The sequence below is a fragment of the Nocardia sp. NPDC058497 genome (genome assembly GCF_042720195.1).
Taxonomy (GTDB): domain Bacteria; phylum Actinomycetota; class Actinomycetes; order Mycobacteriales; family Mycobacteriaceae; genus Nocardia.
Genome location: NZ_JBHXMY010000007.1, coordinates 6,440 through 32,186 on the forward strand (window position 1 = coordinate 6,440; position 25,747 = coordinate 32,186).

The following is a 25,747-nucleotide window of genomic DNA, read 5'->3' on the forward strand; positions in this document are numbered from 1 at the left end:
CACCCCAGGACCCCCCGTTTGCACGGGCGCCGGCGGGGGACCACCCCCCCCCACCCCGCGGTCCCCGGATGGGCGTCGAACCGGGGCAGCCGGGCCGGGGTCTGGCCCGCGGCCAGCGGCTGGTCGATCCGCTCGGTCATATCCACTGTCGTCATGATCGCCTCACACTCGCCCACACCGCCAGTGGGAGGAAGAAGATGGTGAGCCCACCGAGCCACACCAGGGACACCCACACGCCGGCCCAGCTGGCTCCGCCCGCGGCCATATCGCTGAGCGACTGGGAGAACTGCGAGATCGGCTGATTGCGGGCGAACCCACGGATCCAGGACGGGAAACTCTCCTCCGGCACGAAGCCGGTGGAGAGCATGCCGAAGATCAGGATCGGCAGCGTGAGCGCCTGGCTCAACGCCTCGGGGTTCTTGGTGAGGCTGCCCAGCGCGTCGGCGCCGAAGGTGAGCACAAGCCCGACCAGCAGCGCGAAGCCACAGAACAGCATGGCCTGACCGAACCCGGCGTCGAAGCGGAAGCCGATCAGGTAGCCGTAGCCGATGGTCGCGACCAGCGAGACCAGCGAGCGGACCAGACCCGCGCTGATCCGCGACGCCAGCGGCACGATGGTGCCGATCGGCATCGTCTGCAGCCGGGTGCTCAAGCCGGTGAGCGCTTCGAACGCGGCGAGCTGGGCGTTCGACATCATCGTCATCGCCATCGTCTGCAGCACGACGATCGGCATCACGTACTGGGCGTAGTCGATGCCCTGGAACTTCATCACGTACCGCAGCGGCAGGTAGAAGCCCAGCGTCACCACCAGCGGGAAGATCAGCGCGACGATCAGTTCGCCCTTGGTGACCATGGTCCACACGACGCGGCCGGTCAGCGCACGCCACTGGGCGAAGTTGCTCGGGTGCGCCGCGGGGACCGTGGCGAACAGCTCGTCCGCCCGGAGAGTCGGCACGCTCACTGGTGCCCGCCCGAATGCCCGGTGATCGACAGGAACACGTCGTCCAGCGATGGCCTGCGCAGCGCGATGTCGGCCAGGTCGATGCCCGCGTTGTCGAGCCTGCGCAGTGCCTCGGCCAGGGTCGCCGCGCCTTCGGGGGCCGGGATGGACAGCTTGTCGGCGCCGTCGACCTCGGCGGCGACGACGGCGGGGACCAGGTCACCGAGGGCCAGCACGGTCGCCGGGATCTGGCTCGGGTCGAGCGGGACGATCTCGCAGAAGCTGCCGCCGGTGCGCGCCTTGAGCTGGTCGGCGGTGCCTTCGGCGATGACGGTGCCCCTGTCGATGACGATGATGTTGTCGCTGAGCACGTCGGCCTCTTCGAGGTACTGCGTGGTCAGCAGCACCGTGATGCCCTGGTTCTTGAGCGCGGTGACCAGGTCCCACACGCCCTGACGACTGCGCGGGTCCAGACCGGTGGTCGGCTCGTCGAGGAACACGACCTCGGGCCGCACGACCAGCCCGCACGCGATGTCGACGCGGCGGCGCATACCGCCGGAGTAGTTGCGCACGGCACGCTTGCCCGCGCTGACCAGGTCGAACTCCTCGAGCAGGGTGTCCGCGCGTGTGCGGGCGGCCGATTTGGCCAGGCCCATCAGCCTGCCGAACAGCTCGAGGTTCTCCCGGCCGGAGAGGTTCTCGTCGAGGGCGGCGTACTGGCCGGTCATCATGATCGACCGGCGCACGGCCGCGCTGTCGGTGAGCACGTCGTGCCCGGCGACGACCGCGGTGCCGGAGTCGGGGCGCAGCAGCGTCGACAGGATCTTGACCGTGGTGGTCTTCCCGGCGCCGTTGGGCCCGAGGATGCCCAGCACGCTGGCCTTTTCGGCCTGGAAACTGATGCCCTGCAACGCGTGCACATCGCCGAAGGACTTGCGCACGTCGGACACCAGCACCGCGGGCTCACCGCCGCGCGACGCGACGCCACCTGCGGGCGAATCCACTGAGATCGAACTCGGCATCAACTCTCCACCATCGGCCGGGTGCGCGCCCACGATCAGACGAGCGCACCCGGAATTTGCTTCCCGGTAAGTGATCCATACCGTTCGGCGCGATGTTACCGGTCCGCCGGTTTTCCCGGTCCGGTCTGCGCGGACCCGGCCGGTGACGGTGCTGCTGTGGTCTTGCTCACGGGGGCAGTGAAAAGGCAGTGAGATGACCTTGTCGACGCGGCTTCCGCGCCCCTACGCTGACGTCGGGGAAACACTCGTCTCACCGGCCCGCGCGCGGGCGTGTTCGATCTCGTGAGAGGTGACAATGGGCGACTCAGCACCGGCAGGCGCCGCCGCGCCGACGGGGCGATCCGACGTGCTGACGTCGTTCGACCCGCGCACCGGCGAACAGCTCGCGCGGTATCCGGTCAACGGGCAGGCCGAGGTCACCCGCGCGGTGCGCACGGCCCGCGCCACCCAGAACTGGTGGGGCGAAGTGGGATTCGGTGCCCGCAAGCGCTTACTGCTGGATTGGCGCGGCCATATCGCCAGGCACACCGGCGAATTGGTGGAGGTGCTGCGCGACGAGACGGGCAAGCCGGAGGCCGACGCAGCGCTGGAAGTGATGCTGGCGGTGGAGAATCTGGACTGGGCCGCCCGCAATGCCCAGAGCACGCTGGGCCGTAAACGCCTGGCTACCGGCTGGTTCACCCGCAATCAGCATGCCTCCGTCGGCTATCTGCCGCTGGGCGTAGTCGGTGTGCTCGGCGCCTGGAACAACCCGGTCTTCACGCCGATGAGCTCGATCGCGTACGCCATGGCGGCGGGCAACGCGGTGGTGTTCAACCCGCACGAGCTGACCACCGGCGTCGGCACCTGGCTGGCCGAGAGCTGGGCCGCGGTGGTGCCCGATCAGCCGGTGCTGCAGGCGGTCACCGGTGACTCGCGCACCGCCACCGCGCTGTGCAAAGCCAAGGTCGACAAGATCGCCTACGCCGGCCCCGAGGCCGGCGGGCGGGATGTGATCGCGCTGTGCGCGCAGACTCTCACGCCGGTCGTGGTGGAGCACAGCGGCAAGGGCAGCATGATCGTGCACGTCGACGCCGTCCTCGACGCGGCGGCCGAGGCCGCGGTCTTCGGTGCGATGGCCAACGCCGGCCAGAACGCCTCGGGCATCCAGCGCTGTTATGTCGCCGACTCGGTGTTCGACGATTTCCTGGCCAGGGTGGCCGACCGGGCCGCGAAGCTGCGGCCGGGCGCCGACAATCGCGCCGCCTACGGCCCGATGATCAATGCCACCCAGGTCGATGTGGTGCGCAAGCAGGTCCGCGACGCCATCGCCCGCGGCGGGCACGCGGTCCTGGGCGGCCTCGATTCCTTCCGCGACCCCTATGTGGAGCCGATCGTCTTGGCGGAGGTGCCCGAGGAGAGCATCGCGATCACCGGCGAGGGCATCGGCCCGGTCCTGGTGGTGAACCGCGTCGCCGACCTCGCCGACGCGGTGACCAGGGTGAACGCGGCGGGCAACGGCATCGCGGTCACCGTGTTCACCCGCGACATCCCCAGCGCCGAGTTCATCGCCGAACAGCTGAGAGTCGGTGTGGTGACGGTCAATTCGTCGACCGCGTTCACCGGCATCCCGGCCCTGCCGTTCGGCGGCGTCGGCGAATACGGGCAGGGCCACAGCCACGGTCAGCAGGGCCTGCGCGAATTCAGCCGCACGATGTCGATCGCCCGCAGGCGCTATCGTGCCCCGATCCGACTATCGACCTTCGACCGTCATCCCGGCCATCTGCACGCGGCGAAAGCCCTCTTCCGGCTCCGCCACGGCCGCTAGCGGTCGTTCAGCTCCGGTCGGGCCTGGCCGCCGAGGAGGACGGCGCCGGTCAGTGCGCCGAGGCGGGCGAGCTGTTCGGGGCGGGAGTCGAAGCGCAGCAGCCGGCCGACATCGATGATCTGGCCGATCGCGGCGTGCACGCGGAAGCGCGCTTCGATCGGGTCGTCGTCGAGCAGGTTGGCCCACTCGAGGACGTTCTGGCGCTGGATCGCGCGCAGCCGGTGCTGCTCGGCCTGCGGGAGGTTGCTGAACTCCGCGTAGTAGACCGGCATGATCTCCGGGGTCGCGAAGGTCAGGCGGGTGTAGCTGCCGGCGATGCGGCGGGCGGCGTCGGCGCGGCTCTCGGACTCGGCCAGCGCCTCGCCGATGGCGACGGCCATGCGGTCGCCGGTGCGGTGGAAGGCGGCGGCGAGCAGGTCGGCCTTGCTGTCGAAGTGCCGGTAGACACTGGAGGCGTTGATACCGACGGCGGCGCCGATCTCCTCGATGCCCGATTCGTGGTAGCCGTTGCGGCCGAAGATCCGGATCGCCTCGGTGAGCAGCTGTTCGCGTTTGGAGGTCACCGGCAGGCCGCGGTTCTGTTTGTCCGGTTCGGCCTCGGCCGGTGCGGGCGGCAGCTCGGCGCGCACGATCGCCCAGGCCATATCGCGCTGCACGGCGAGCATCCGCGCGTGCGAGAGGGTGGTGCGGTGCGCGGCGATGCTGGCCAGCGAACTCAGCGCGCCGACCGCGAGCAGGATGACGTCGTCGGCGCTCGCCTCGGGCCGCAGTTCGGCGATCGGCGCGGCGACCATCGCCTCCAGCTCGCGATAGAACGCGCGGATGCGCACCCGGTCCTCGCGCTCGAGGTAGCGGCGTTCCCAGCGGTACAGGCCTGCCTCGCGGCGGATGTCGATATTGTGCTCGGCGACGGCGGTGAGCAGCGCGTCGAGCCTGGCCTCTGGGCTCAGCGCCGGGTCGTCGGCGGCTTTGGCGACGTCACGCAGGCCCCGCGCGCCTTCCTCGGCGGCGGCGACCAGCAGGGCGTACTTGTTGGCGAAGTGGCGGTACAGGGCGGGGCCGGAGATGCCGACCTCGGCCGCGATCTCGTCCACGCCGACCGGGTAGTAGCCGCGCGCGCTGAACGCACGGGCGGCGGCCCGCATGATCTGGATCTTGCGGTCCTTGGGCCTGCGGCGCACGACCCGCGCCGGTGCGGTGGTCGGCTCGCAGGCACGTTCGGCCTCACTGCGATCGGCGACCATGCACTCACTTCCGTTCCGCGAACCAGGGCTGTAGACGGCTGTCGGCAGCGCCGGACCAGTCAACCTAAGTTAACCACAATTCGCAAACGTCGAGAGGCGGTCCGGCAAACGAAAACCGCCCCGGCGATACCGGGGCGGTTTCGTCGAACGCGACGACCTTACAGGCCGAGGCCGCGAGCCAGGACCGGCCACGACAGCTTCAGCTCGTCCTGCCAGTAGCCCCACGAGTGGGTGCCGTTGGGACGGAAGTTGAAGGTCGCCGGGATGCCGAGCTCCTTCAGCTTGTTCGCCAGGTTGTGCGTGCAGAAGTTGGTGCCCGCCTCGATGACGCCACCGATGATGATCTGGTTGGCCAGGCCGTAGGGGCCGGGCAGAGCGTGCTCACCGTTGAGGGTGTCGTACGGGCCGGGCAGGCCGTTGCCGGTGGAGATGTAGAGATCGACACCGCGCAGGCCCTCGGCGTTGACGTACGGGTCGTTCGCGACCCACTCCTCCGAGCCCTGCGGACCCCACATGTTCATGGTGTCGCCGCCGCCCCAGGTCTCGACCGTGAGCTTGACGAACTCGGAGCCGACCGGGTCGCTGGTCTGCGCGCACCCGCTGTAGGCGGCGGCCGCCTTGTACAGCCCGGGCTTGGCGATCGGCAGCGCGAGCACGGTGGTGCCCGAGGTGGACAGGCCCGCGATGGCGTTGACGCCGTTGGTGCCCAGCGCGCCGTCGATCAGCGGGGGAAGTTCCTCGGTGAAGAAGGTCTTCCACTTGTTGCGGCCGACGACCGGGTCGTCCTTGATCCAGTCGGTGTAGTAGCTCCAGGCGCCGCCGATCGGCTGGATGACGTTGACGTTCTTGTCGCCGAGGAACGCCAGCGCGTCGGTCTTGGCTACCCAGGACGCGGCGTCCTCGCCGCCACCGGCACCGTTGAGCAGGTACAGGGTGGGGCGCGGGACGGAGGCGTCGGCCGGGCGCTGCACGTCGACGATGATGTTCTGGTCCATGGCCGCGGAGTACACGTGCAGCCGCAGGCTGCGTGAATCCTTGACCTCGGCCTTGACGATCTTGGAGCCGTCCTCGGAAACGGGGTTGGCGAGCAGGGTCTTGGAATCGATGATCGGGTCAGCCGAGGCCGGGCTCGCGCCGATACCGGACAACAGTCCGGCGGCCACTGCTGTCGCCGCGATCATCGCCGCGGCGCGGGAGCCACGACGCCGGGAGTGCCGACGAATCAATTTCGCACCTTCGCTTCGTTTCGAATGGGTTGCACCACGCCAGCACCCTATGGGTTACCTGGGTCACATCATGCCTCACCAGCCACACCGATGTCATCGGGCCCCGGACTCCTGGTCATTCGCATCGAGCAGCTCCGCCAGGCGCGGCCCGATCTCGGCCAGCGCTTGCGGTGAGGTCATCTGATCATGCACCACCGCGACCGGCCGGTCGCGCACTTCGCCGTCGACATACGGCGCCCAATTCCGCACCGCCGTCTCGTGTCCGAGCGCGCTGAAGTACTCCAGCCTGCCCCGGAACACCGCGGGCCGGTGCTCGGCGATCAGCTCGGCCGAGCGCACCGCGCTGCGATAGATCCGGCGCACCCGTTCCGGGGTGAGCACGGCCATGTTGGCCGGGATGATCGCGTGCAGCGCGGCCAGCCCGTCCTCGCTGAGCTCGCGCACGCCCGCGGCGGGCAGTGCCGCGCTCAGGTCGACGCCGAGTTCGGCGAGCGCGTCGCGGACCGCGGTGTGGAAATCGGGGACGTCGATGTCGGGGTGCGAGTCGAGCATCGCCAGCAGCGAGACCCGCTCCCCCGCCGCCTGCAGTTCGGTGGCGACGGCGTGCGCGAGCACACCGCCCAGCGACCAGCCCATCAGCCGGTACGGACCGTGCGGCTGCTCGGCCCTGATCTCGGCGACATAGCGGCGGGCCATCTCGGTGAGCGTGCCGGGCAGGTAGCCCGCCTCGCTCAGCGCGGGCGACTGCAGGCCGAAGATCGGCCGCCGGGCCGGAATGTACTGGGCCAGACCGGCATAGCACCAGGACAGGCCGTACATCGGGTGCACGCAGAACAGCGGGCCGCCCGCTTCGGTGCCGTGCGGCACCCGGTTGCGGATGGGCAGCAGCACGCCGAGGGCGTCGTCGGATTCGAGGTCGTAGTCGCCGGTGCCGGACTGGGTGGCGTCGATGCGGGCGGCCAGCGCGGCGACCGTGGCATCGGTGAAGAACCACTGCACCCGCACCTCGGCGCCGACCCTGGTCCGCAGCCTGCTGATCGCCTTGGTGGCGACCAGCGAGTTACCGCCGAGCTCGAAGAAGTCGTCGTCGAGGCCGACCTTGCCCGCGCCGAGCACCTCCGCGTACACCTCGGCGACCGCGCGTTGCAGCGGCGTCGTCGGTGGCCGGTAGGGGCGGGTGGTGACCGCGGGCACCGGCAGCGCCTTGCGGTCGAGCTTGCCGCTCGCGTTGAGCGGCAACGACTTCAGCGTCACCAGGGTCGAGGGCACCATGTACGACGGCAGCGCCGTGCGGGCATGGGCGAGCAGCGCCGTCTCGTCGAGGCCGTTGGCGCTCTCGATCGAGTAACCGGCGGCGGAGGTCTCGGGCTTACCGTTCTCGGCAGGCACCACGTAGCCGACGAGCCGGTCACCGGTCGGGCCGTGGACGAGGGCGACGGCGGCGTGCCGGATACCCGGGTGATCGCGCAGCACGGCCTCGACCTCACCGAGCTCGATCCGCTGACCACGCAGCTTCACCTGGAAGTCGCTGCGCCCCAGGTACTCCAGCTCCTGCTCGGCGGTCCAGCGGACCACGTCGCCGGTGCGGTAGAGCCTGCCGCCGCCGGGCTGGGCGACGAACCGCTCGGCGGTCAGCGCGGGTGCGCAGAGGTAGCCGCGCGCCAGCTGGACGCCTTCCAGGTACAGCTCACCCGCGGTGCCGGGCGGTACCGGCCGCAACTGCCGATCGAGCACATGCGCGCGGGTGTTGGCGACCGGAGCGCCGATCGGAATGCTCACGGCGGCACCGGCTTCGGCCTGCGCCGCGGTGACCACGGTCGCCTCGGCCGGGCCGTACCAGTTGATCAGCTCGACACCGGGCAGCGCCTGCGCGAACCGCCGTGCGGTAGAGGCCGACAGCGCCTCACCGGCGGCGAACACCCTGCGCAGCGCGGGGAACTCAGCCTTGTGGCCGTCGGCGAGGAAGGCGTCGAGCATGGACGGCACGAAATGCACCGTGGTGACGGCACGTTCGGCAAGCACCCTGGCCAGGTAGACCGGATCGCGGTGGCCGTCGGGTTCGGCGATCACCACGGTCGCGCCGGTCTGCAACGGCCACAACAGCTCCCAGGTGGAGATGTCGAAGGTGACCGGTGTCTTGTGCAGCACCACGTCGCCGGGACCGTGCGGGTAGGTGCGCTGCGCCCAGCGGAACTGGGCGACCAGCTGACGGTGGGTGAGCATGACGCCCTTGGGCGTACCGGTGGAGCCGGACGTGTGGATGACGTAGGCCAGGTTGTCCGGCTGCGGCGCGGCCATCGGCCCCGGCGCGGCCGAACCCAGGTTGTCGATATCGACGACGGGAACGGCTGCGGCAGTGGTGAATCCGGTACCGTTCGTGGTGAGCACGCAGACGGGGGCGGCCGCGGCCAGCACTCGCTCGGTGCGCTCGGCCGGATGATCCGGGTCGACCGGCACGTAGGCGGCACCGGTGCGCAGCACCGCGTAGATCGCGGTCACCAGGTCGATGCCGCGCCGCATCGCGACCGCGACCAGCGCCTCGGGACCCGCACCCGCGGAGCGCAACGCGGCGGCGAGGGCGCGCACCCGGGCATCGAATTCGACGTAGGTGAGCGAGGTTTCGCCGTCGACGAGCGCGATGGCGTCCGGCGACTTCGTCACCTGCGCGTCGAACAGCGACAGCAGGGTGGACTCGTCGAGCAGCTCCGGCGCGTCGGTGGCGTTGACCGCGGACAGGGTCGCGCGTTCCTCCGCCAGCAGCACGTCGATCTCGGCGATCCGCGCGTGCGGGTCCCTGGTGAAGCGGGCCAGCAGCATCGAGAAGCGTTGCGCCAGAGCGGTCGCGGTGTCCTCGCCGAACACGTCGCGCAGGTATTTCACCGAGACGCGCAGCTGTCCGTCGGCGACGACCTGCACGGTCAGCGGGTAGTGCGTGCCGTTGGTGGCGTCCATGCCGGTGACGGCGGCCGATCCGGTGGCGGCCTGGGCCAAGCCCTCCCGGTCGACGGGGAACGACTCGAACACGACCAGCGAGTCGAACAGGGCCTCGATGCCCGCGATCTCCTGGATCTCGCCGAGCCCGAGGTAGTGGTGATCGAGCAGCGCGGCCTGATCGTCCTGCAGCCTGCGCAGCAGCTCGGCGACGGTGTCACCGGGCCGCACCCGCACCCGCACCGGGATGGCGTTGAGGAACAGGCCGACCATGCGTTCCACACCGTCGAGCGCGGCGGGCCTGCCGGAGACGGTCGCGCCGAACACGACGTCGTCGCGGTCGACCAGGCGCGCGATGAGCACGCCCCACGCGGCCTGGACCACGGTGTTCACCGTGACGCCGAGGCCCGCGGCGAGATCGCTCAGCGCGGCGGTGTCGGCCTGCGACAGCGCGAAGCCGGTTTCGCCTGTCCCCGTGGCGATCTCGCGGCCCTGGTCGACCGGGGCCAGGGGGGTCGGCTCGGCGAGGCCGGTGAGCGCGGCCCGCCAGGCCTGGCGCGCGGCCTCGGGGTCCTGCTCGACCAGCCAGGCCAGGTAGTCGCGGTAGGGCGCGGGCTTGGGCAGGCGCCGGGTGCGCGCGCCGACCGCGTAGGCGGTGAGCAGTTCCTGCAGCAGTAGCGGGGTCGACCAGCCGTCGATCAGGATGTGGTGGCTGGTGACCAGCAGGTGCGCGGTATCCGGCGTGCGCACCAGGGTGAAGCGCAGCAGGGGCGCGACGGCCATGTCGAAGTGCGCGGCGACGTCGGCCGCCTTGATCCGCTGGTAGGACGCGGCGTCGGCGTCGATGACCTGCCACGGCACGTCGATGTCATCGAGCACCACCTGCAGCGGGGTGCCCGCGGCATCGGTGGCGAAAGCGACGCGCAGGTTGTCGTGGCGGTCGAGGACCGTCTGCGCGGCACGGTGCAGTCGCTCGGCGTCGACGGCCGGGTCGAGATCGAGGACGAACTGGGTGATGTAGGGGTCGACCGAGTTCTCCGCGAGCAGCGCGTGGAACAGCATGCCGGATTGCAGCGGCGTCACCGGCCACACGTCGCTGAGCAGCGGGTAGCGCCGGGCGAGCCGGCCGAGTTCGGTCTGGCCCAGGCGCACCAGTGGGAAGTCCGACGGGGTGAATCCGCCTGCGCCGGGACGCAATCCGTGTTCGGCGAGGCCGCCCAGCGCGCGGATCCAGTGTTCAGCGAAGGTCTTGACCGCGTCGGCGGTGAGCACCGCGGTGGCGTAGTCGAAGCGGGCGACCATGCCGTCGGCGGTGGCGTCGACGGTGAGGGCCAGCGCCAGGTCGTCGGCGGTGACGTCGGTGTGCACCTTGGCCGGGCGCAGATCGCGGAAGCGCACCGCGAACCGGCCGCGGTCGAGCGCGCGCACGCTGTCGGCGGCCTCGACGTCGAGGTAGCGGAGCAGGCCGAAGCCGGCACCGTGCGCGGGCACCGTCCTGCGCAGTTCCTTGATCTGGGCCAGCGCGATACCGGCGGCCGGACCGCCGACGAGCGCGTCGGCGATGTCGACGCCCTCCAGGCGCAGCGCCAGCGGGTAGTCGGTGGTGAAACCGCCGACGACGTTCTCCGCGTCGGGCCTGCCCAGCACGCGCTGGTCGGCGCGCAGCCGGACCACGGTGCCGATCGCCCGGGCGACGGCGGAGTCGGCCGCGGTGGACAGGGCGAGCGCGGCGGCGGTGAGCAGCACCTCGTCGACCGTGGCGCGGTAGGCCTCGGCGACCGTGCTGACGGCGGCGGTGCCCTCGCCGGTGATGCTCAGCGAGACCCGGTTGCGCTGGCTCAGATCGGCGGATTCGGCTGCCCTGGAACGGATCGCGCGATGCCAGTACTCGCGTTCGGTGCGGGCGCGGGCCGAGAACGGGTAGTCGGCGAGCCTGCGCACGAGGTCGCCGAGCCCGGCATCGGGCGCGGCGGGGGCGGCGTGGCGGCCGCGGCTCCACGCGGTGGTCAGCTGGTCGACGACCGAACGCCACGACGCCTCGTCCAGGACGAGGGCATTGGCGACCACGACCAGGGTGGAGCCGCTCTCGCCGTTGCCGGTGAGCACGAAGTGGATATTGCGGCCCTCGTCCGGATCGAGCGCGGCGGCGGCCGCGGCGACGATGTCGTCGACCGGCAGCGAGGACTCACCGTCGGTGCCGTCGAGCTTGCGGAAGGCCTCGCCCGTCCGCTCCTCGTGCGACGGAATCACCAATACCGGTGTGGCGCCGGAACGGTCGAGTACCGCCCACAGCATCGGATGCTGGTTCATCACGGCGTGGGCGACCTCGGCGACCGCCTCGTCGGAACAGTCCGCCGGCACGTCGAGCAGCACCGCTCGCGGTTCGACCGCGCTGTCCCCCGCCTCGATCAGCTGGGCCGCGGTGGCGGTCAGCGGCAGAGCCGCGGGCCGCGTGCCCGCGTCGAGCGTGACCTCGGCGCGCCCGGCGAGCGCACCGACGGTGCGCGCGTCGAACAGGTCACGCGGGCGCAGCACCACGCCTGCCGCCGCGGCCCGGGAGACCACCTGGATGGCGGTGATGCTGTCGCCGCCGAGGGCGAAGAAGTCGTCGTCGAGGCCGACCCGGTCGTGGCCGAGCACCTCGCCGATCACCCGGGCGACGGCGCGTTCGGCCGCGGTGCGCGGCGGGCGGTGCTCGCTGCGCACGGCGACCGGGTCCGGCAGCGCGGCCCGGTCCAGCTTGCCGACGGGGGTCAGCGGAAGTTCGTCGAGAACGACGATCGCGGCGGGCACCATGTAGTCGGGCAGCATTCGCGCGGCCAGCGCGGTGAGTTCGGCCGGGTCGAGCCGCTCCCCCGGTTCGGCGAGCACGTAGGACACGAGCATGGTCGCGCCCGCGCCGTTGTCGCGGCCGAGGGTGGTGACCCAGGAGACGCCGGGGGCGGCGGCCAGGACGGCGTCGATCTCGCCGAGTTCGATCCGCAGGCCGCGGATCTTCACCTGGAAGTCGTTGCGGCCGACGAACTCCAGGACGTCACCGTGGCGGCGGACGAGGTCGCCGGTGCGGTAGAGGCGGGCGCCTGCCGCGGCGCTGTCGGCGGGCCCGGAGGAGGTAGCGGAGCGTGACCACGCAGGGCCTTCGGCAGCGCCGCCATCGGAGGCAGCTCCATAGGGATCTGCGACGAAACGCGCCGCGGTCAGGCCGGCGCGGCGGTGGTAGCCGCGGGCCAGCTGGATGCCGCCCAGGTACAGCTCACCGGTGACACCCTCGGGGACCGGGCGCAGCCGCTCGTCGAGGACCAGCGCGCGGATGCCACGGATCGGACCGCCCATGTGCACCGCCGCGCCCGGCTCCAGCGGGTCGCTGATGCAGGTCATGATGGTGGTCTCGGTGGGACCGTAGCCGTTGTGGAACTTGCGCTGCGGCAAAGTGTTCCAGCGCGCGACGAGATCGTCCGGCACGTGCTCGCCACCGACGACCAGTGCGCGCAGGCCCGGCACACCGGCCGGGTCGAGCGTGGCGACGACCGCGGGCGTGAGGAAGGTGTGCGTCACGCCTTCGGACCGGATCAGCTCGGCGAGCTCGGTACCGCCGACCGATCCGGCGGGCGCCACCACCAGCGTGCCCGCGCCAGCGAGCGCGAGCAGCAGCTCGAGCATGGACGCGTCGAACGACGGCGAGGCGAAAGTCAGTGCGCGCGTGTCGGAATCGAGCCCGTAACGCTGCTTCTGCTCGGCGCAGAAGTTGGCAAGGCCCGCGTGGGTGACGACGACGCCCTTGGGCAGACCCGTCGAGCCGGAGGTGTAGATCATGTACGCGCCGTTGCCGGTGCGCGGCTGGGCGAGCAGCTCGATCTCGCGCAGGCCCACCGAGGCGTATTTCGCGACCTCGGACATGAATTCCCGATCGTCGAGCGCGACCCAGCCGCCGTCGCCGGGCAGCGTGGGCAGCCCGGCGAGTTCGGCGGTGAGGGTGATGCCGAAGACCGCGTCGGCGTCGGCGACCATGTGACTGATCCGCTCGGCCGGGTAACCGGGATCGATCGGCACGATCAGCGCGCCGGTGCGGGCGATCGCCCAGACCGCGAGCACCGATTCGACCGACCGCCGGATCGCCACCGCGACAGCGACTTCCGGTCCCGCGCCACGGGCGATGAGACCGCGGGCCAGCTGGCTGGCCGCCGCGTCGAGCTGGGTGTAGCTGAAACCACGGCCGTCACCGCGCACGGCGACACCCGACGGGTTGGCGCGCACGGCGGCGTCCATCAGCTGCGACAGCGTGCGTTCGGGTTCGGCGGGCGGGCCCGCGAAGGTGGTCTGCGCGGTGAATTCGGCGTCGTCGAGCAGGTCGACGTCACCCACCGCGATCTCCGGATCGGCGACCAGTTCGGCGAGCACACGGGTGAATCGCGCGCCGAAGGCCCGCACCGTCGACTCGTCGAACAGGTCTGTGGCGTAGGTGAATTCGGCGTGCATGCCGCCGTGGTCAGGCCGTTCGCGCACGGTGAGCAGCAGGTCGAACTTGGCTTCGGCGGTGCGGGCGTCCAGCGCGCTCACCCCGATGCCGGGCAGCTCGAACGCGACCGGGGCGAGGTTCTCGAACGACAGCGCCACCTGGAACAGCGGATGCCTGCCCGCCGACCTGGCCGGCTGCACCGCCTCGACGACCCGCTCGAACGGGACGTCGGCGTGCGCGAAGGCCCGCAGGTCGGTGTCGCGGGTCTGCCGCAGCAGCGCGGTGAACGGCTCGGCCTCGGCGATCCGGCTCCGCAACACCAGGGTGTTGACGAACATACCGACGAGATCGTCGAGCTCACGGGCACCGCGCCCCGCGATCGGGGTGCCGATCGCGACGTCGTCGGTGCCACTGGTGCGGGCAAGCAGCACCGCGAGCGCGGCCTGCACGACCATGAACACGGTGACGCCCTCGGCGCGGGCCAGCCCGGCCAGGTCCGCGTGCAGAGGCGCGTCGATCTCGACCGTGCTGACAGCACCGGCGAAGGACTGCACCGGCGGGCGCGGCCGGTCGGCGGGCAGCGCGATCTCCTCGGGCAGCCCCTCGAGTTCCGCGGCCCAGTAGGCCAGCTGCGCGGCGGCCGTCGATCCCGGATCAGCTTCGTCGCCGAGCGATTCCCGTTGCCACACCGCGTAATCCGCGTACTGCAGCGGCAGCGGCGACCAGGCGGGCACCGCACCCTCGGTGCGCGCGGTGTAGGCCAGCACCAGGTCACGGGTGAGCGGGCCCATCGAGAAGCCATCGGCGGCAATGTGATGGGCGACGAACACCAGCACGTGGTCGTCGGCGCCGAGTCGCAGCAGCCGCAGCCGCACCGGAGGCGCGGTGGTGACGTCGAATCCGGTGGCGACCGTGCGGTGCACCTCGTCCTCGAGCTCGTCAGCGGTGACCGGCACCGGCGTCAGGTCGATATGCACCGCACCGGGCGCAAGGATCTCCTGCACCGGCTCCGATTCAGAAGCAGCGTCGAGCACCGGGTAGCGGGTGCGCAGGACCTCATGCCGGGCGAACAGGTCGCCGACGGCCACGCCGAGGGCTGCGAGGTCGAGGGCGCCGGTGAGGCGGATCGCGGCGGGGATGTTGTAGACCGTGGCGTCGGGATCGAGCTGGTTGAGCAGCCACATCCGCTGCTGGGCCAGCGACAGCGGCAGCCGTTCCGGGCGCGGTCCGGCGACCAGCGGCAGCGCGGCGAGTTCGTCGGACCGGTGCACGCGCAGGGCGAGGTCGGTGACCGTCGGCGCCTCGAAGAGCAGGCGAACGCCGACCGCCCGATCCAGTGCGGCGCCGATCCGGGCGGCGGCCCTGGTGGCGAGCAGGGAGTTGCCGCCGAGCGCGAAGAAGTCGTCGTCGGCGCCGACCGAATCGACACCGAGGATCTCGGCGTAGACCCCGGCGACGAGCTGTTCGGTCGGTGTCGCGGGCGCACGGAAGGCCGCGGCCTCGAACACCGGCGCGGGCAGCGCGGCCCGGTCCAGCTTGCCGTTGACCGTGCGCGGCAGTTCGTCGAGCACGACGAACGCATCCGGCACCAGGTAGGCGGGCAACTTGTCACGCAGTGCGGACTTCACCTGCGCCACATCGGGTTCCGTGCCCACGATGTAGGCGACCAGTCGATCCCCGAAGTGCGGATCGCTCCGGGCGAGCACCGCGGCTTGCGTGATCTCGGGCAGACCGAGCAGAGCTGCTTCGACCTCGCCCGGCTCGACCCGGAAACCACGGATCTTCACCTGGAAGTCGGTGCGGCCCAGGTAGTTCAGGTCGCCGTCCCCGTTGCGCGCGACCAGGTCGCCGGTGCGGTACATGCGGGCGCCCGGTTCGAAGGGGTCGGCGATGAAACGTTCCGCCGTGAGCGCGGCCTTGCGCAGGTAGCCGCGGGCCAGTTGGACGCCCGCGAGATACAGCTCGCCCCTGACGCCAGGGGCGACCGGCCGCAGGCGCTCGTCGAGGACATAGACGCGGCAGTTCCATTCGGGGGTGCCGATGGGCACGGTCAGCACGTCGGCGGTGGTGACCCGGTGGTCGGTGATCGAGACGGCGGCCTCGGTGGGGCCGTACAGGTTGTCGATCCTGGTGTCGGGCAGCGCGGTCAGCAGGCGCTGTGCGAGCGGGGCCGGGAGCGCCTCGCCGATGGCGAGAATGCGCCTCAGCGACTGCTCGGCTGTGGACTGGTGGCGGGCCTCCCAGTAGCCGGACAGCGCGTCCAGCAGTGAGGGGACCGCGGTGAGCGTGGTGACCCCGGCGTCGGTGATGAGCGCGTCCAGGTAGGCGGGGTCGCGGTGTCCGTCGGGTGCGGCGATCACCAGGCGGCCGCCGCAGACCGCGGCGGACCAGAACTCCCAGACCGACAGGTCGAAGGTGGCGGGGGTCTTCAGCAGGAAGACGTCGGTGGCGTCCGTACCGAATTCGCCTCGCAGCCACTGCAACTGGTTGACCACGGCGGCGTGCGGTACGGCGACGCCCTTGGGGCGGCCGGTGGAACCGGAGGTGAAGATGACGTAGGCGGTGTTCTCCGGGCGCAGGGGCGCGCGGCGGTCGGCGTCGGTGACCGGCGACGGGTCGACGGACTGGAGCACCGGATGATCGACCCGGACCACCGGTGCGGCGTCGGTGCGGAAACCGTTGCTGAGCACGCAGATCGGTGCGGCCGTGCCGAGGATGTAGTCGGTGCGGTCGGCGGGCTGGTCGGGATCGATCGGCACGTACGCGCCGCCGGATCGGGTCACCGCGTACATGGCGACGACGAGGTCGATCGAGCGCGGCAGTGCGAGCGCTACGAGGGATTCCGGGCCGACACCCAGCGAGATCAGGTGGCGGGCAAGGCGGTTCACCCGCGTTTCGAACTCGGCGTAGGTGAGTTCGAGACGTCCCTCGGGCAGGTCGGCGACCAGCGCGACGGCCTCGGGGCGGGCCAGCGACGGCAGGTCGGCCAGTGTCCCACCGGGGACAGCGAGATCGGCGGCGCCGGTGGTGATCTCGGCGGCGCGTTCGGCGGCGGTACGCAGGTCGACATCACCGACGACCACACCGGGCTCCCGCACCACCGCGTCGAGCAGCAGGGTGAGCCGATCGGCGAAGGCTTCCACGGTGGCCGCGTCGAACAGGTCGGTGGCGTAGGTGAAGAAGCCCTCGATGCCGGTCGGCGCACCGTCGGCGTCGTAGCCGTCGCCGACGATCAGATGCAGATCGAACTGTGAGACAGCCAGTTCCGCGGACACGGGCGCGATCCGCAGGCCGGGCAGTTCCAGCGCCGCGCGATCCACATTTTGGAAGGACAGGCCCACCTGGAACAGCGGATGCCGAGCCGTGGAGCGCGGCGGATCGAGCACCTCGACGAGCCGCTCGAACGGGACGTCGGCGGCGGCGAACGCGGCCAGGTCGCTCGCGCGCTGGGCGGCGAGGAGTTCGGTGAAGGCGGCACTGCCGTCGTAGCGGGTGCGCAGCACGACGGTGTTGACGAACATGCCGATCAGGTCGTCGAGTTCGCGTTCACCACGTCCGGCGACCGGGGTGCCGACAGCCACATCGGCGGCCCAGGCCAGCCGGGCCAGCAGCACGGCAAAGGCAGTGTGCAGCACCATGAACACCGTGGCGCCACTGTCCTGCGCGATCCGGGCGAGCCCGGCATGGGTGGCCGCGTCGACCCGCACCGGCACCCGGCTGCCGGACAGCGAGGCAACGGCGGGACGCGGGCGGTCAGCGGGCAGTTCCAGCAGGTCCGGCAGGCCGGACAGTTCGTCACGCCAGAACGAGATCTGCTTGGCGGCAACGGAATCGGTATCGGTTTCGTCACCGAGCCGGTCCAGCTGCCACAGGGCATAGTCGGCGTACTGCACCGGCAGGGTGGCCCAGCCGGGTGCATGGCCTGCGGTGCGAGCCAGGTATGCGGTGGTCACGTCACGCACCAGCGGCACCATCGACGAGGCGTCGGCGGCGATGTGGTGGACGACGACGGCCAGCACATACTCGGTGGGCGCGTCAGGCTCGGCGCCGGTGATGTCGAACAGCCGGACCCGGAGCGGGACCTCGGTGGTCACATCGAACGCGGTCGCGGCGAGTGCGGTGACCTGCTCGACAAGATCCGCCGCAACACGGTGTACCGACACATCCAAGTCGACCTGCTCCACCGGCAGCACCCGCTGGATCGGGCCGTCCCCGCTGTCGGGGTAGATCGTGCGCAGGACTTCGTGCCTGGCCAGTACGTCGCGCAGGGCGGTGACGAGGGCGGTGACGTCCAGGCTGCCGGTCAGGCGCAGCGCGAACGGGAGGTTGTAGGCGGCGGCGCCGTCACCACCGGAGCCCTGGTCGAACCGGTTGAGGAACCACATGCGCCGCTGGGCGGGCGAGAGCGGCAGCTCGGCCGGGCGGTCCAGTGTGCCGAGGCCACTGGTGGAGACCGTGTCGGCGTCGGGGTCGAGCGCGGCGGCGAGGCCGGCGACCGTCGGGGTCTCGAACAGGGTGCGCACGGCGACCCGGCCGCCGGTGGCCGCGCCGAGGCGGGCGACCAGCTTGGTGGCGATCAGCGAGTTGCCGCCGAGGGCGAAGAAGTCGTCGTCGGCGCCGATATCGGTGCGGCCCAGCACTTCTCCGAACAGTGCCGCGACCAATCGCTCCTGCTCGGTGCCCGGGGCACGGAAGGCACGCGCGGTGAAGTGTGGCGCGGGCAGCGCCGTGCGATCGAGCTTGCCGCTGGCGTTCAGCGGCAACGCATCGAGCACGGTGACGGCGGCCGGAACCATGTAGGCGGGCAGGGTTTTCGAGGCGAATGCCTGGAGCCGGTCCGGCTCCGCCGCGTAGCCGGGGCTCGGCACGACATAGGCGACGAGCTGGTCACCGAGTTCGGTCGAGGCGACCACAGCGACTGCCTGGCTGACGGATTCGTGCGCCAACAGCGCGGTCTCGATCTCCCCGAGCTCGATCCGCTGACCACGGAACTTCACCTGGAAGTCGATGCGGCCGAGGTAATCCAGGCGATGCGGCGCGGTCGTGGTGGGGCGGCGCCACACCACGAGATCGCCGGTGCGGTACATGCGCTTGCCTGCGTCGAACGGGTCGGCGACGAAACGGTCGGCGGTCAGGCCCGGACGCGCGACATAGCCACGCGCGAGCTGGTCCCCCGCGAGATAGAGCTCACCCGCGATACCGGGTGGCACGGGTCGCAGCCGCGAATCCAGCACGTAGACACGGGTATTCCACTGCGGCAGGCCGATCGGCACCGTGCGCTCGCCCGCGCGCGCAGGCCAGTAGGTGACCGAGACAGCGGCTTCGGTGGGGCCGTACAGGTTGTGCAACCGGGCCGAGCTGACGGCGGCCATCGCATCGACAGATTCCGGCGGCAACGCCTCGCCAATGACGAACACCTCGCGCAGCGACGGCATCAAGCCCGGCACCGCATCGCGACCAGCGGGCACAACGTCACGACCACCGGGCACCACGTCACGACCACCGGGCGCGGATGCGGTAGCGGAGCGGGACCACTCAGCACACTCGGGACCGGCACCATTCGACGCCGCCTGGGCCGCGAACACAGTGAGCATCGACGGCACGAAATCGGTGACGGTCACCCTGTGTCGATCGATCAGATCGATCAGATACGCCGGATCACGATGCCCGTCCGGCGTAGCGAGCACCAGCGTCGCACCGACCCGCAGCGGCATGAAGTAGCCCCACAGCGACACATCGAAGGTGGTCGCGGTCTTCTGCAGATACACATCACCCAGGGCCAGCGGGTATTTCGCCAGCATCCACACCAACTGGTTGTGGATGGCCGCGTGCGAGATCGCGACGCCCTTGGGCTTACCGGTGGAACCGGAGGTGAAGATGACGTAGGCCGGGTGATCGGCGCGCAGCGGCGCGCGCAGCTCCGCCGGACGCAGCGGATCGACCGGCACACCACGGGTGTCAAGCTCGTCGAGCAGCAGCAGCTCGGTCCCCGCGGGCACCGCCATCACGTCGGTGCTCAGAACGGCGGCCGGACGGGCGGTGTCGAGAATGTAGGCGATGCGCTCGGCCGGATGATCCGGGTCGAGCGGCACATACGCGCCACCCGCGGTGAGCACCGCGTACATGGCGACGACGAGTTCCGGCGAACGCCGAATCGCCAGGCCGACAAGCCCTTCCGGGCCGACGCCCGCCTGAATCAGCAGCCGGGCCAGCGCATTGACGCGCTCGTCGAACTGCCGATAGGTCAGTTCGGTGCCCTCGTAGACCAGCGCGGTGGCATCCGGATGCGCCTGCACCGCACGGCGATACGCGTCCAGCATCAGCTCCGGCGCCACCGGGTGACCGGTCCCGTTCCAGGCGACCAGGGTCTGTTCGCGCTCGGCCGGGGTAAGCAGGTCGATATCGGCGATCGCCACATCAGCATCGGAGGAGACCGCGTCGAGCAGGTGGGTGAAGCGACCAGCCAGCGTCTCGATCGACTCGGCGTCGAACAGATCGGTGGCGTAGTTGAAGGACGCGGCCATCGGCTCGGTCGGATCGGCGCCGGGCACGATCGTCAGCTGGAGGTCGAAACGCGCTACCACACCGTCGAATTCGACAGGTGTCGCGTCGAGTCCGGGCAGCCGCAGGTTAGGCAGATCCAGGTTCTGGAAGAACAGCGCGACCTGGAACAGCGGGTGGTGGGCCTGCGAACGGACCGGATCCAGGAGTTCGACGAGACGCTCGAACGGCAGGTCGGCATTGCCGAAAGCGGCCAGGTCGGCGCGCTTGGTCTCGCGCAGCAGCTCGGCGAAGCTGGCCCGCTGGTCGATCCGCGAGCGCAGCACCAGGGTGTTGACGAACATGCCGATCAGGTCGTCGAGTTCGCGCGCGCCGCGCCCGGCGACCGGGGTGCCGATGGCGATGTCGTCGGTGTGCGCGAGCGTGCCGAGCAGCACCGCGAAGGCGGCGTGCACGACCATGAACTCCGAGGCGCCGCTGCGCTGGGCCAGCGCGGCGATCGCGGCGTGCACCGACGCGGGGATCTGGAAGCCGAATTCGGCGCCGCGACCGGTGAATACCGGCGGGCGCGGGCGATCGGTGGGCAGGTCGAGCCGGTCGGGCAGCCCGGCCAGCGCCTCGCGCCAGTGCGCGATCTGGGCGGCGGCGAGCGAATTCGGGTCGTCCTCGCTGCCGAGCAGTTCCCGGTGCCAGAGCGTGTAGTCGGTGTACTGCACCGGCAGCGGCTGCCAGCTCGGCCGCGACCGGTTGCGGCGCGCGAGGTAGGCGCCGAGCAGGTCACGCAGCAGCGGCGCGACGGAGGCGCCGTCGGCGGTGATGTGGTGCAGCGCCACCGCGAGCACATGGTCACGCGGGCCGAGTTCGGCCAGCGCCACCCGCAGCGGAACGCCCGCGGCGACATCGAAGCCGGTGGCGGCGAATTCGCCGAGCCACAGCGGCAATTCGTCCTCGGTGAGCGAGTCGACCAGCACATCGGGCACCGCGTCGGCGATCGGCAGCACCACCTGGTGCCCGACCCCGTCGGCCACCGGACCATCGGTCGCGCCACCGTCGTAGACCGGGTAGTAGGTGCGCAGGGATTCGTGCCGGTGCACCAGATCGGTCAGCGCGGCATGCAGGGCGCGCGCGTCGAACGGGCCTGCCAGCCGCAGCGCGAACGGGATGGTCTCGGCGGTGGAGTTCGGATCGAACTGGTTGAGGAACCACATCCGCCGCTGCGCGGCCGAGAGCGGGATCAGCTCAGGCCGCTCGCGGGGCGTCAGCGGTGCGTGCCCACCCGCGCCCTTGAGCGGTTCGAGCAGCAGGGCAAGGCCCGCGACCGTCGGGCTCTCGAAGACAAGACCCGCGGGCACTCGCGCCGACAGCTCGGCGCCGAGCCGGGCCGCGGCCTGGGTGGCCAGCAGCGAGTTGCCGCCGAGTGCGAAGAAGTCGTCGTCGGCGCCGACCGGGCGCTCCGGCGCGAGCAACTCGGTGAAGATGTAGGCGACCAGCTCCTCCATCGCCCCCGACGGCGCGCGGAACTCCTTGGCGCGCAATGTCGGTGCGGGCAGCGCGGCGCGGTCGAGCTTGCCGACGGGGGTCAGCGGGATGGTGTCGAGCACGGTCAGCGCGGTCGGCACCATGTGCGCGGGCAGGCCCGCCTTGGCGTGCGCGAGCAGCTGGTCGAGGTCGATCCTCGCGCCCGGCGTTGCGTGCACGTAGGCGGCGAGAATCGTTGTGCCGTTGTCGAGTTCATGGCCGACGGTGACGGCGAAGTCGACGCTGTCGTGCGCGGTGAGCACGGTGTCGATCTCGCCGAGCTCGATCCGGAAACCACGGACCTTCACCTGGAAGTCGTTGCGGCCGACGAACTCGACCGCGCCGTCGGGGCGCCTGCGCACCAGGTCGCCCGTGCGGTACATGCGTCCACCGGCGGGATCGAACGGGTCGGTGACGAAACGGGATGCCGTCAGCGCCGGTCGCCCGTGATAGCCGCGGGCCAGCTCGTTGCCCGCGATGTACAGCTCGCCGATCATCCCGTCCGGCACCCGGACCAGGCGTTCGTCGAGCACGTATTCGGTGACCCCGCGCAGCGGCGGGCCGAAGTTCACGGCCGCGCCCGGCGCCAGCGCGGCGCTGATGTTGGTCATGATGGTGGTCTCGGTCGGCCCATAGCCGTTGTGGAAATGCCGTGTGCCCGAGGGCAATTCGGTGGCCCAGCGGCGGACCATGGCGGGCGGGACGTCCTCGCCGCCGCTGGCGATCACGACCAGGTCGTCCAGCCCGGCCGGGTCCACCGAGGCGAGCGCGGCGGCGGTGATGAACATGTGCGTCACCGACTCGCGGCGCAGCACCTCGGCGAGCTCGGGCCCGCCGAAGATCCCGGCGGGCGCGATCACCATGGTCGCCGCGGCGCCGACCGCCATCAGCAGTTCGAGCACGGCGCCGTCGAATGAGGGCGAGGCGAAGTGCAAGGTCCGCGAGGTGTGCTCGACGCCGTAGAGCGCGCGCTGTTCGGCGCAGAATCCGGCCAGGCCCGTGTGGGTCACCACGACGCCCTTGGGCAGGCCGGTGGAGCCCGAGGTGTAGGTGATGTAGGCCGGGTGGGTCAGCCGCAGCGGGCGCACCCGGTCGGCGAAGGTCACCGGGTCGCCGGGCTGCTCCTCGGCGGCGCGGCGCACGGCCGAATCGTCGAGGCACAGCCAGTCGACGGTGCCGGGCAGCCGGTCCAGCGCGGCGCCGACCGCGAGACCGAGCACCGCGCCGGAATCGGCGAGCATGTGCGTGACGCGGGCGGGCGGATAGTTCGGGTCGACCGGCAGGAACGCGGCACCGGCCTTGGTGACCGCCCACATGGCGAGCACCGACTCCGGCGAGCGCGGGATACCGACGGCGACGATGTCCTCGGGACCGACACCGCGCGCGATCAGCAGCCGGGCCAGCCGGTTGGCGCGTTCGTCGAGCTCGGCGTAGGTCCAGCGCACCGGCGCGGACACACCGTCGTCCCAGGACAGCGCGAGGCCGCCCGGGTTGGATTCCACGGCGACGGACAACAGTTGCGGCAGCGACTTTCCGCGCTGCCGGGCCCGGGCGCCGGACGCCCTGCTGGCCCGGGTCACGCCCGTTCCCTCCGATCGACGGAGTCGACTAGCCGTTGCCCGGTCATGCGCACCTGCACCTATCCATCCATCCCGACCGCCGCACGCCGCTGATGCGGCTGGCCGGCGTTGCCGATCATCTCACTCAGGGCGACGATCGTCGCACCGGCGCCGTCGCCGGGCGCGGCCACCGCCACCGCCGACTCGGTGAACACGTGGCTCACCTCGTCCTCACCGCCGTCATCCGGCGCCATCACCAGCGTCGCGCCGGCAATTCCGGTCGCGACGATCTCCAGCGCACCGGCCACCGAATCCGGCCGCCCCGCTGCCCTCGTCCGTGATTCGAAGCTGAGCCCGGTCCGCTGGGCCACCCGCTCGGCGGCCCCGGCCAGCTCGTCGTAGCTCAACGAGCGGCCACCGCCGATGAAGGCGACATCGTCACCGCGCAGGGCGCGGGTGCGATGCGCGTAGCCGATCGGGCGCGGCGACTCCGCGGCCAGCTCCGCCTTCAGCGCTGGGTCGGCCAGGTCGTACCAGTCCAGGCCGTCGGGCGCGTCGAGGATATCGATCGTCAGGCCCAGCTTCACCTCGAGCCGGTCGGGCAGCTCGGCGTCCATCGCCACCAGCGGCACCACCGCGGCACCGGCCTTGAGCACCGCCCAGGTGGCGATCGCCGCGTTCACCCCGCGATCGAGCCGCACCGCCACACCGGTGCCGGGTCCGGCGCCGCGGGCGATCAGCGAGCGCGCCAATTGGGAAGAGCGGGCATCGAATTGGTGGTAGGCGAGTTCGGTGTCGCCCAGATCGATGGCGGGGGCCTCGGGGTCCTCCTCCACCGCGGCCGCCAATTCCTGGGCCAGCGCGGCGCCGTTGGCCGACGGTGCGGGGGCATAGGCGGCCGCGGTCAGTTCGCGTTCGCGTTCCCCGGCGTCGCGCAGATCGATGTCGCCGATGCGGACCGTGGGGTCGGCGGCGACCGCGGTGACGATCTCGATGAGTCCGCGCGCGAACGCCGCGACGGTGTGCTCGTCGAACAGGTCGGTGGCGTAGGTGAAGACGATGCCGAGCTCGTCGGGTTCGCCCGTCTCGGTCAGCCGCGGCTCCACATTGACCTGCAGGTCGAACTTGGCGGGCCGGGCGGCCAGGTCCAGCGCCTCGATGGTGAGCCCGGGCAGCCGCAGCACCGGCGCCTCGGTGTTGTGGAAGGACAGCACCACCTGGAACAGCGGGTTGTGCGAGACGGTGCCGGTGGGCGCCACCTCCTCGACGATCCGCTCGAACGGCAGGTCGGCATTGGCGAACGCGGCCAGGTCGACCTCGCGGGCCGTGCTGACCAGCTCGTCGAAGCCGCGCAGCGGCGAGACCTGGGTGCGCAGGGTCAGCGTGTTGACGAACATGCCGACCAGATCGTCGAGCTCGGGTTCGCCGCGGCCCGCGATCGGGGTGCCGATCGCGATGTCGGTGCTGGCGGAGACGCGGGACAGCAGCACGGCCAGCGCCGCGTGCACGACCATGAACAGCGACGCGTTGTGGCCGCGCGCGATCTCGGCCAGCCGGGCGTGCACGTCGGCGGGCAGCGTGGTGCTCACGTCGGCGCCGCGCAGCGAGGCGTGCGGCGGGCGCGGGTGGTCGTGCGGCAGTTCCACGGTGCCCGACTGACCGGCGAGCGTATGCCGCCAGAAGCCGAGTTGCCGTGCGGCGGTGGAGTTCTCGTCGGTCTCCTCGCCCAGCACCTCGCGCTGCCAGAGCGCGTAGTCGGCGTACTGCACCGGCAGCGGCGCCCAGCTCGGCGAGCGGCCTTCGACCCTGGCCCGGTAGGCGATCACCAGGTCGCGGGCCAGCGGCGCCAGCGAGGCGCCGTCGGCGATGATGTGCTGCACCACCACGGCGAGCACATGCTCTTCCTCGGCCAGCGGATCGTCGGTCGGGACCGTGAACAGCGTGGCCCGCAACGGAATTCGCTCCGTCACGTCGAAACCGCCTGCGAGCAGCCACATCACGCGATCGCGTGGGTCGTCGCACTCCTCGATCGGTAGCCCCGTCGGCAGGACCGCGCTGACCGGCAGGATCTCCTGGTACGGCACCCCGTCGGGGCCCGCGGGGAATCGGGTGCGCAGTGCCTCGTGCCGTTCCAGCACGTCGGCGACCGCGTAGCGCAGCGCCGAGGTGTCCAGTGCGCCGCGCAGGCGCAGCGCCAGCGGGATGTTGTAGGCCGGGGAATCCGGGTCGATCCGGTTGAGCAGCCACATCCGCTGCTGGGCGGGCGAGAGCGGGATGACGCCACGGACCTGCGCCGGAGTCAGTGGCGGGCGCGGCGCGGCGATCGCGCCGGGCCGCACCCGGGCGGCCAGCGCGGCGACGGTCGGCGCCTCGAACAGGTCGCGGACCACCAGATCGGTGCCGAGCGCCTGGTCGATGCGGGCGATGGCCCTTGTCGCCAGCAGCGAGTTACCGCCGCGGTCGAAGAAGTCGTCGTCAAGGCCGACCTCGGGCACCCCGAGCAGCGTCGCGAAGACCTCGGCGACGCTCAGTTCGATCGGGGC

7 protein-coding genes are annotated in these 25,747 nt (G+C 71.2%); 1 reads left to right on the forward strand and 6 read right to left on the reverse strand.

The window, feature by feature from the left end:
• Positions 1-151: 151 nt before the first annotated feature.
• Entirely contained in the window at positions 152-961 is an 810-nt protein-coding gene (locus ACFWPJ_RS01400; RefSeq protein WP_378845788.1) for an ABC transporter permease, read from the reverse strand.
• On the reverse strand, positions 958-1,962 hold the full coding sequence (locus ACFWPJ_RS01405; RefSeq protein ID WP_378845789.1) for an ATP-binding cassette domain-containing protein: 1,005 nt from the start codon (positions 1,960-1,962) through the stop codon (positions 958-960). Before ACFWPJ_RS01405 ends, ACFWPJ_RS01400 begins: the two co-directional genes overlap by 4 nt.
• Before the next feature lie 295 nt (positions 1,963-2,257).
• Here ACFWPJ_RS01405 and ACFWPJ_RS01410 point away from each other — a divergent pair, with 295 nt between their 5' ends.
• Complete coding sequence (locus tag ACFWPJ_RS01410; protein ID WP_378845790.1) at positions 2,258-3,769, forward strand: aldehyde dehydrogenase family protein; 1,512 nt, start codon at positions 2,258-2,260, stop codon at positions 3,767-3,769.
• Here the strand turns inward: ACFWPJ_RS01410 and ACFWPJ_RS01415 are convergent.
• From ACFWPJ_RS01415 to ACFWPJ_RS01430, 4 genes are all read right to left on the reverse strand, one after another.
• Positions 3,766-5,013, reverse strand: a complete 1,248-nt coding sequence (locus ACFWPJ_RS01415; protein WP_378845791.1) for a TetR/AcrR family transcriptional regulator — start codon at positions 5,011-5,013, stop codon at positions 3,766-3,768. The two genes, ACFWPJ_RS01410 and ACFWPJ_RS01415, sit on opposite strands and share 4 nt — an antisense overlap.
• A 158-nt stretch (positions 5,014-5,171) precedes the next feature.
• Positions 5,172-6,194 (reverse strand): alpha/beta hydrolase, encoded by a 1,023-nt coding sequence (locus ACFWPJ_RS01420; protein ID WP_378845796.1) that lies wholly within the window; start codon positions 6,192-6,194, stop codon positions 5,172-5,174.
• A gap of 138 nt (positions 6,195-6,332) precedes the next feature.
• Entirely contained in the window at positions 6,333-23,225 is a 16,893-nt protein-coding gene (locus ACFWPJ_RS01425) for an amino acid adenylation domain-containing protein (protein ID WP_378845792.1), read from the reverse strand.
• Positions 23,226-23,284: 59 nt separating this feature from the next.
• Positions 23,285-25,747 (reverse strand): condensation domain-containing protein (locus tag ACFWPJ_RS01430; protein WP_378845793.1); only part of this gene is annotated, 2,463 nt, incomplete at its 5' end.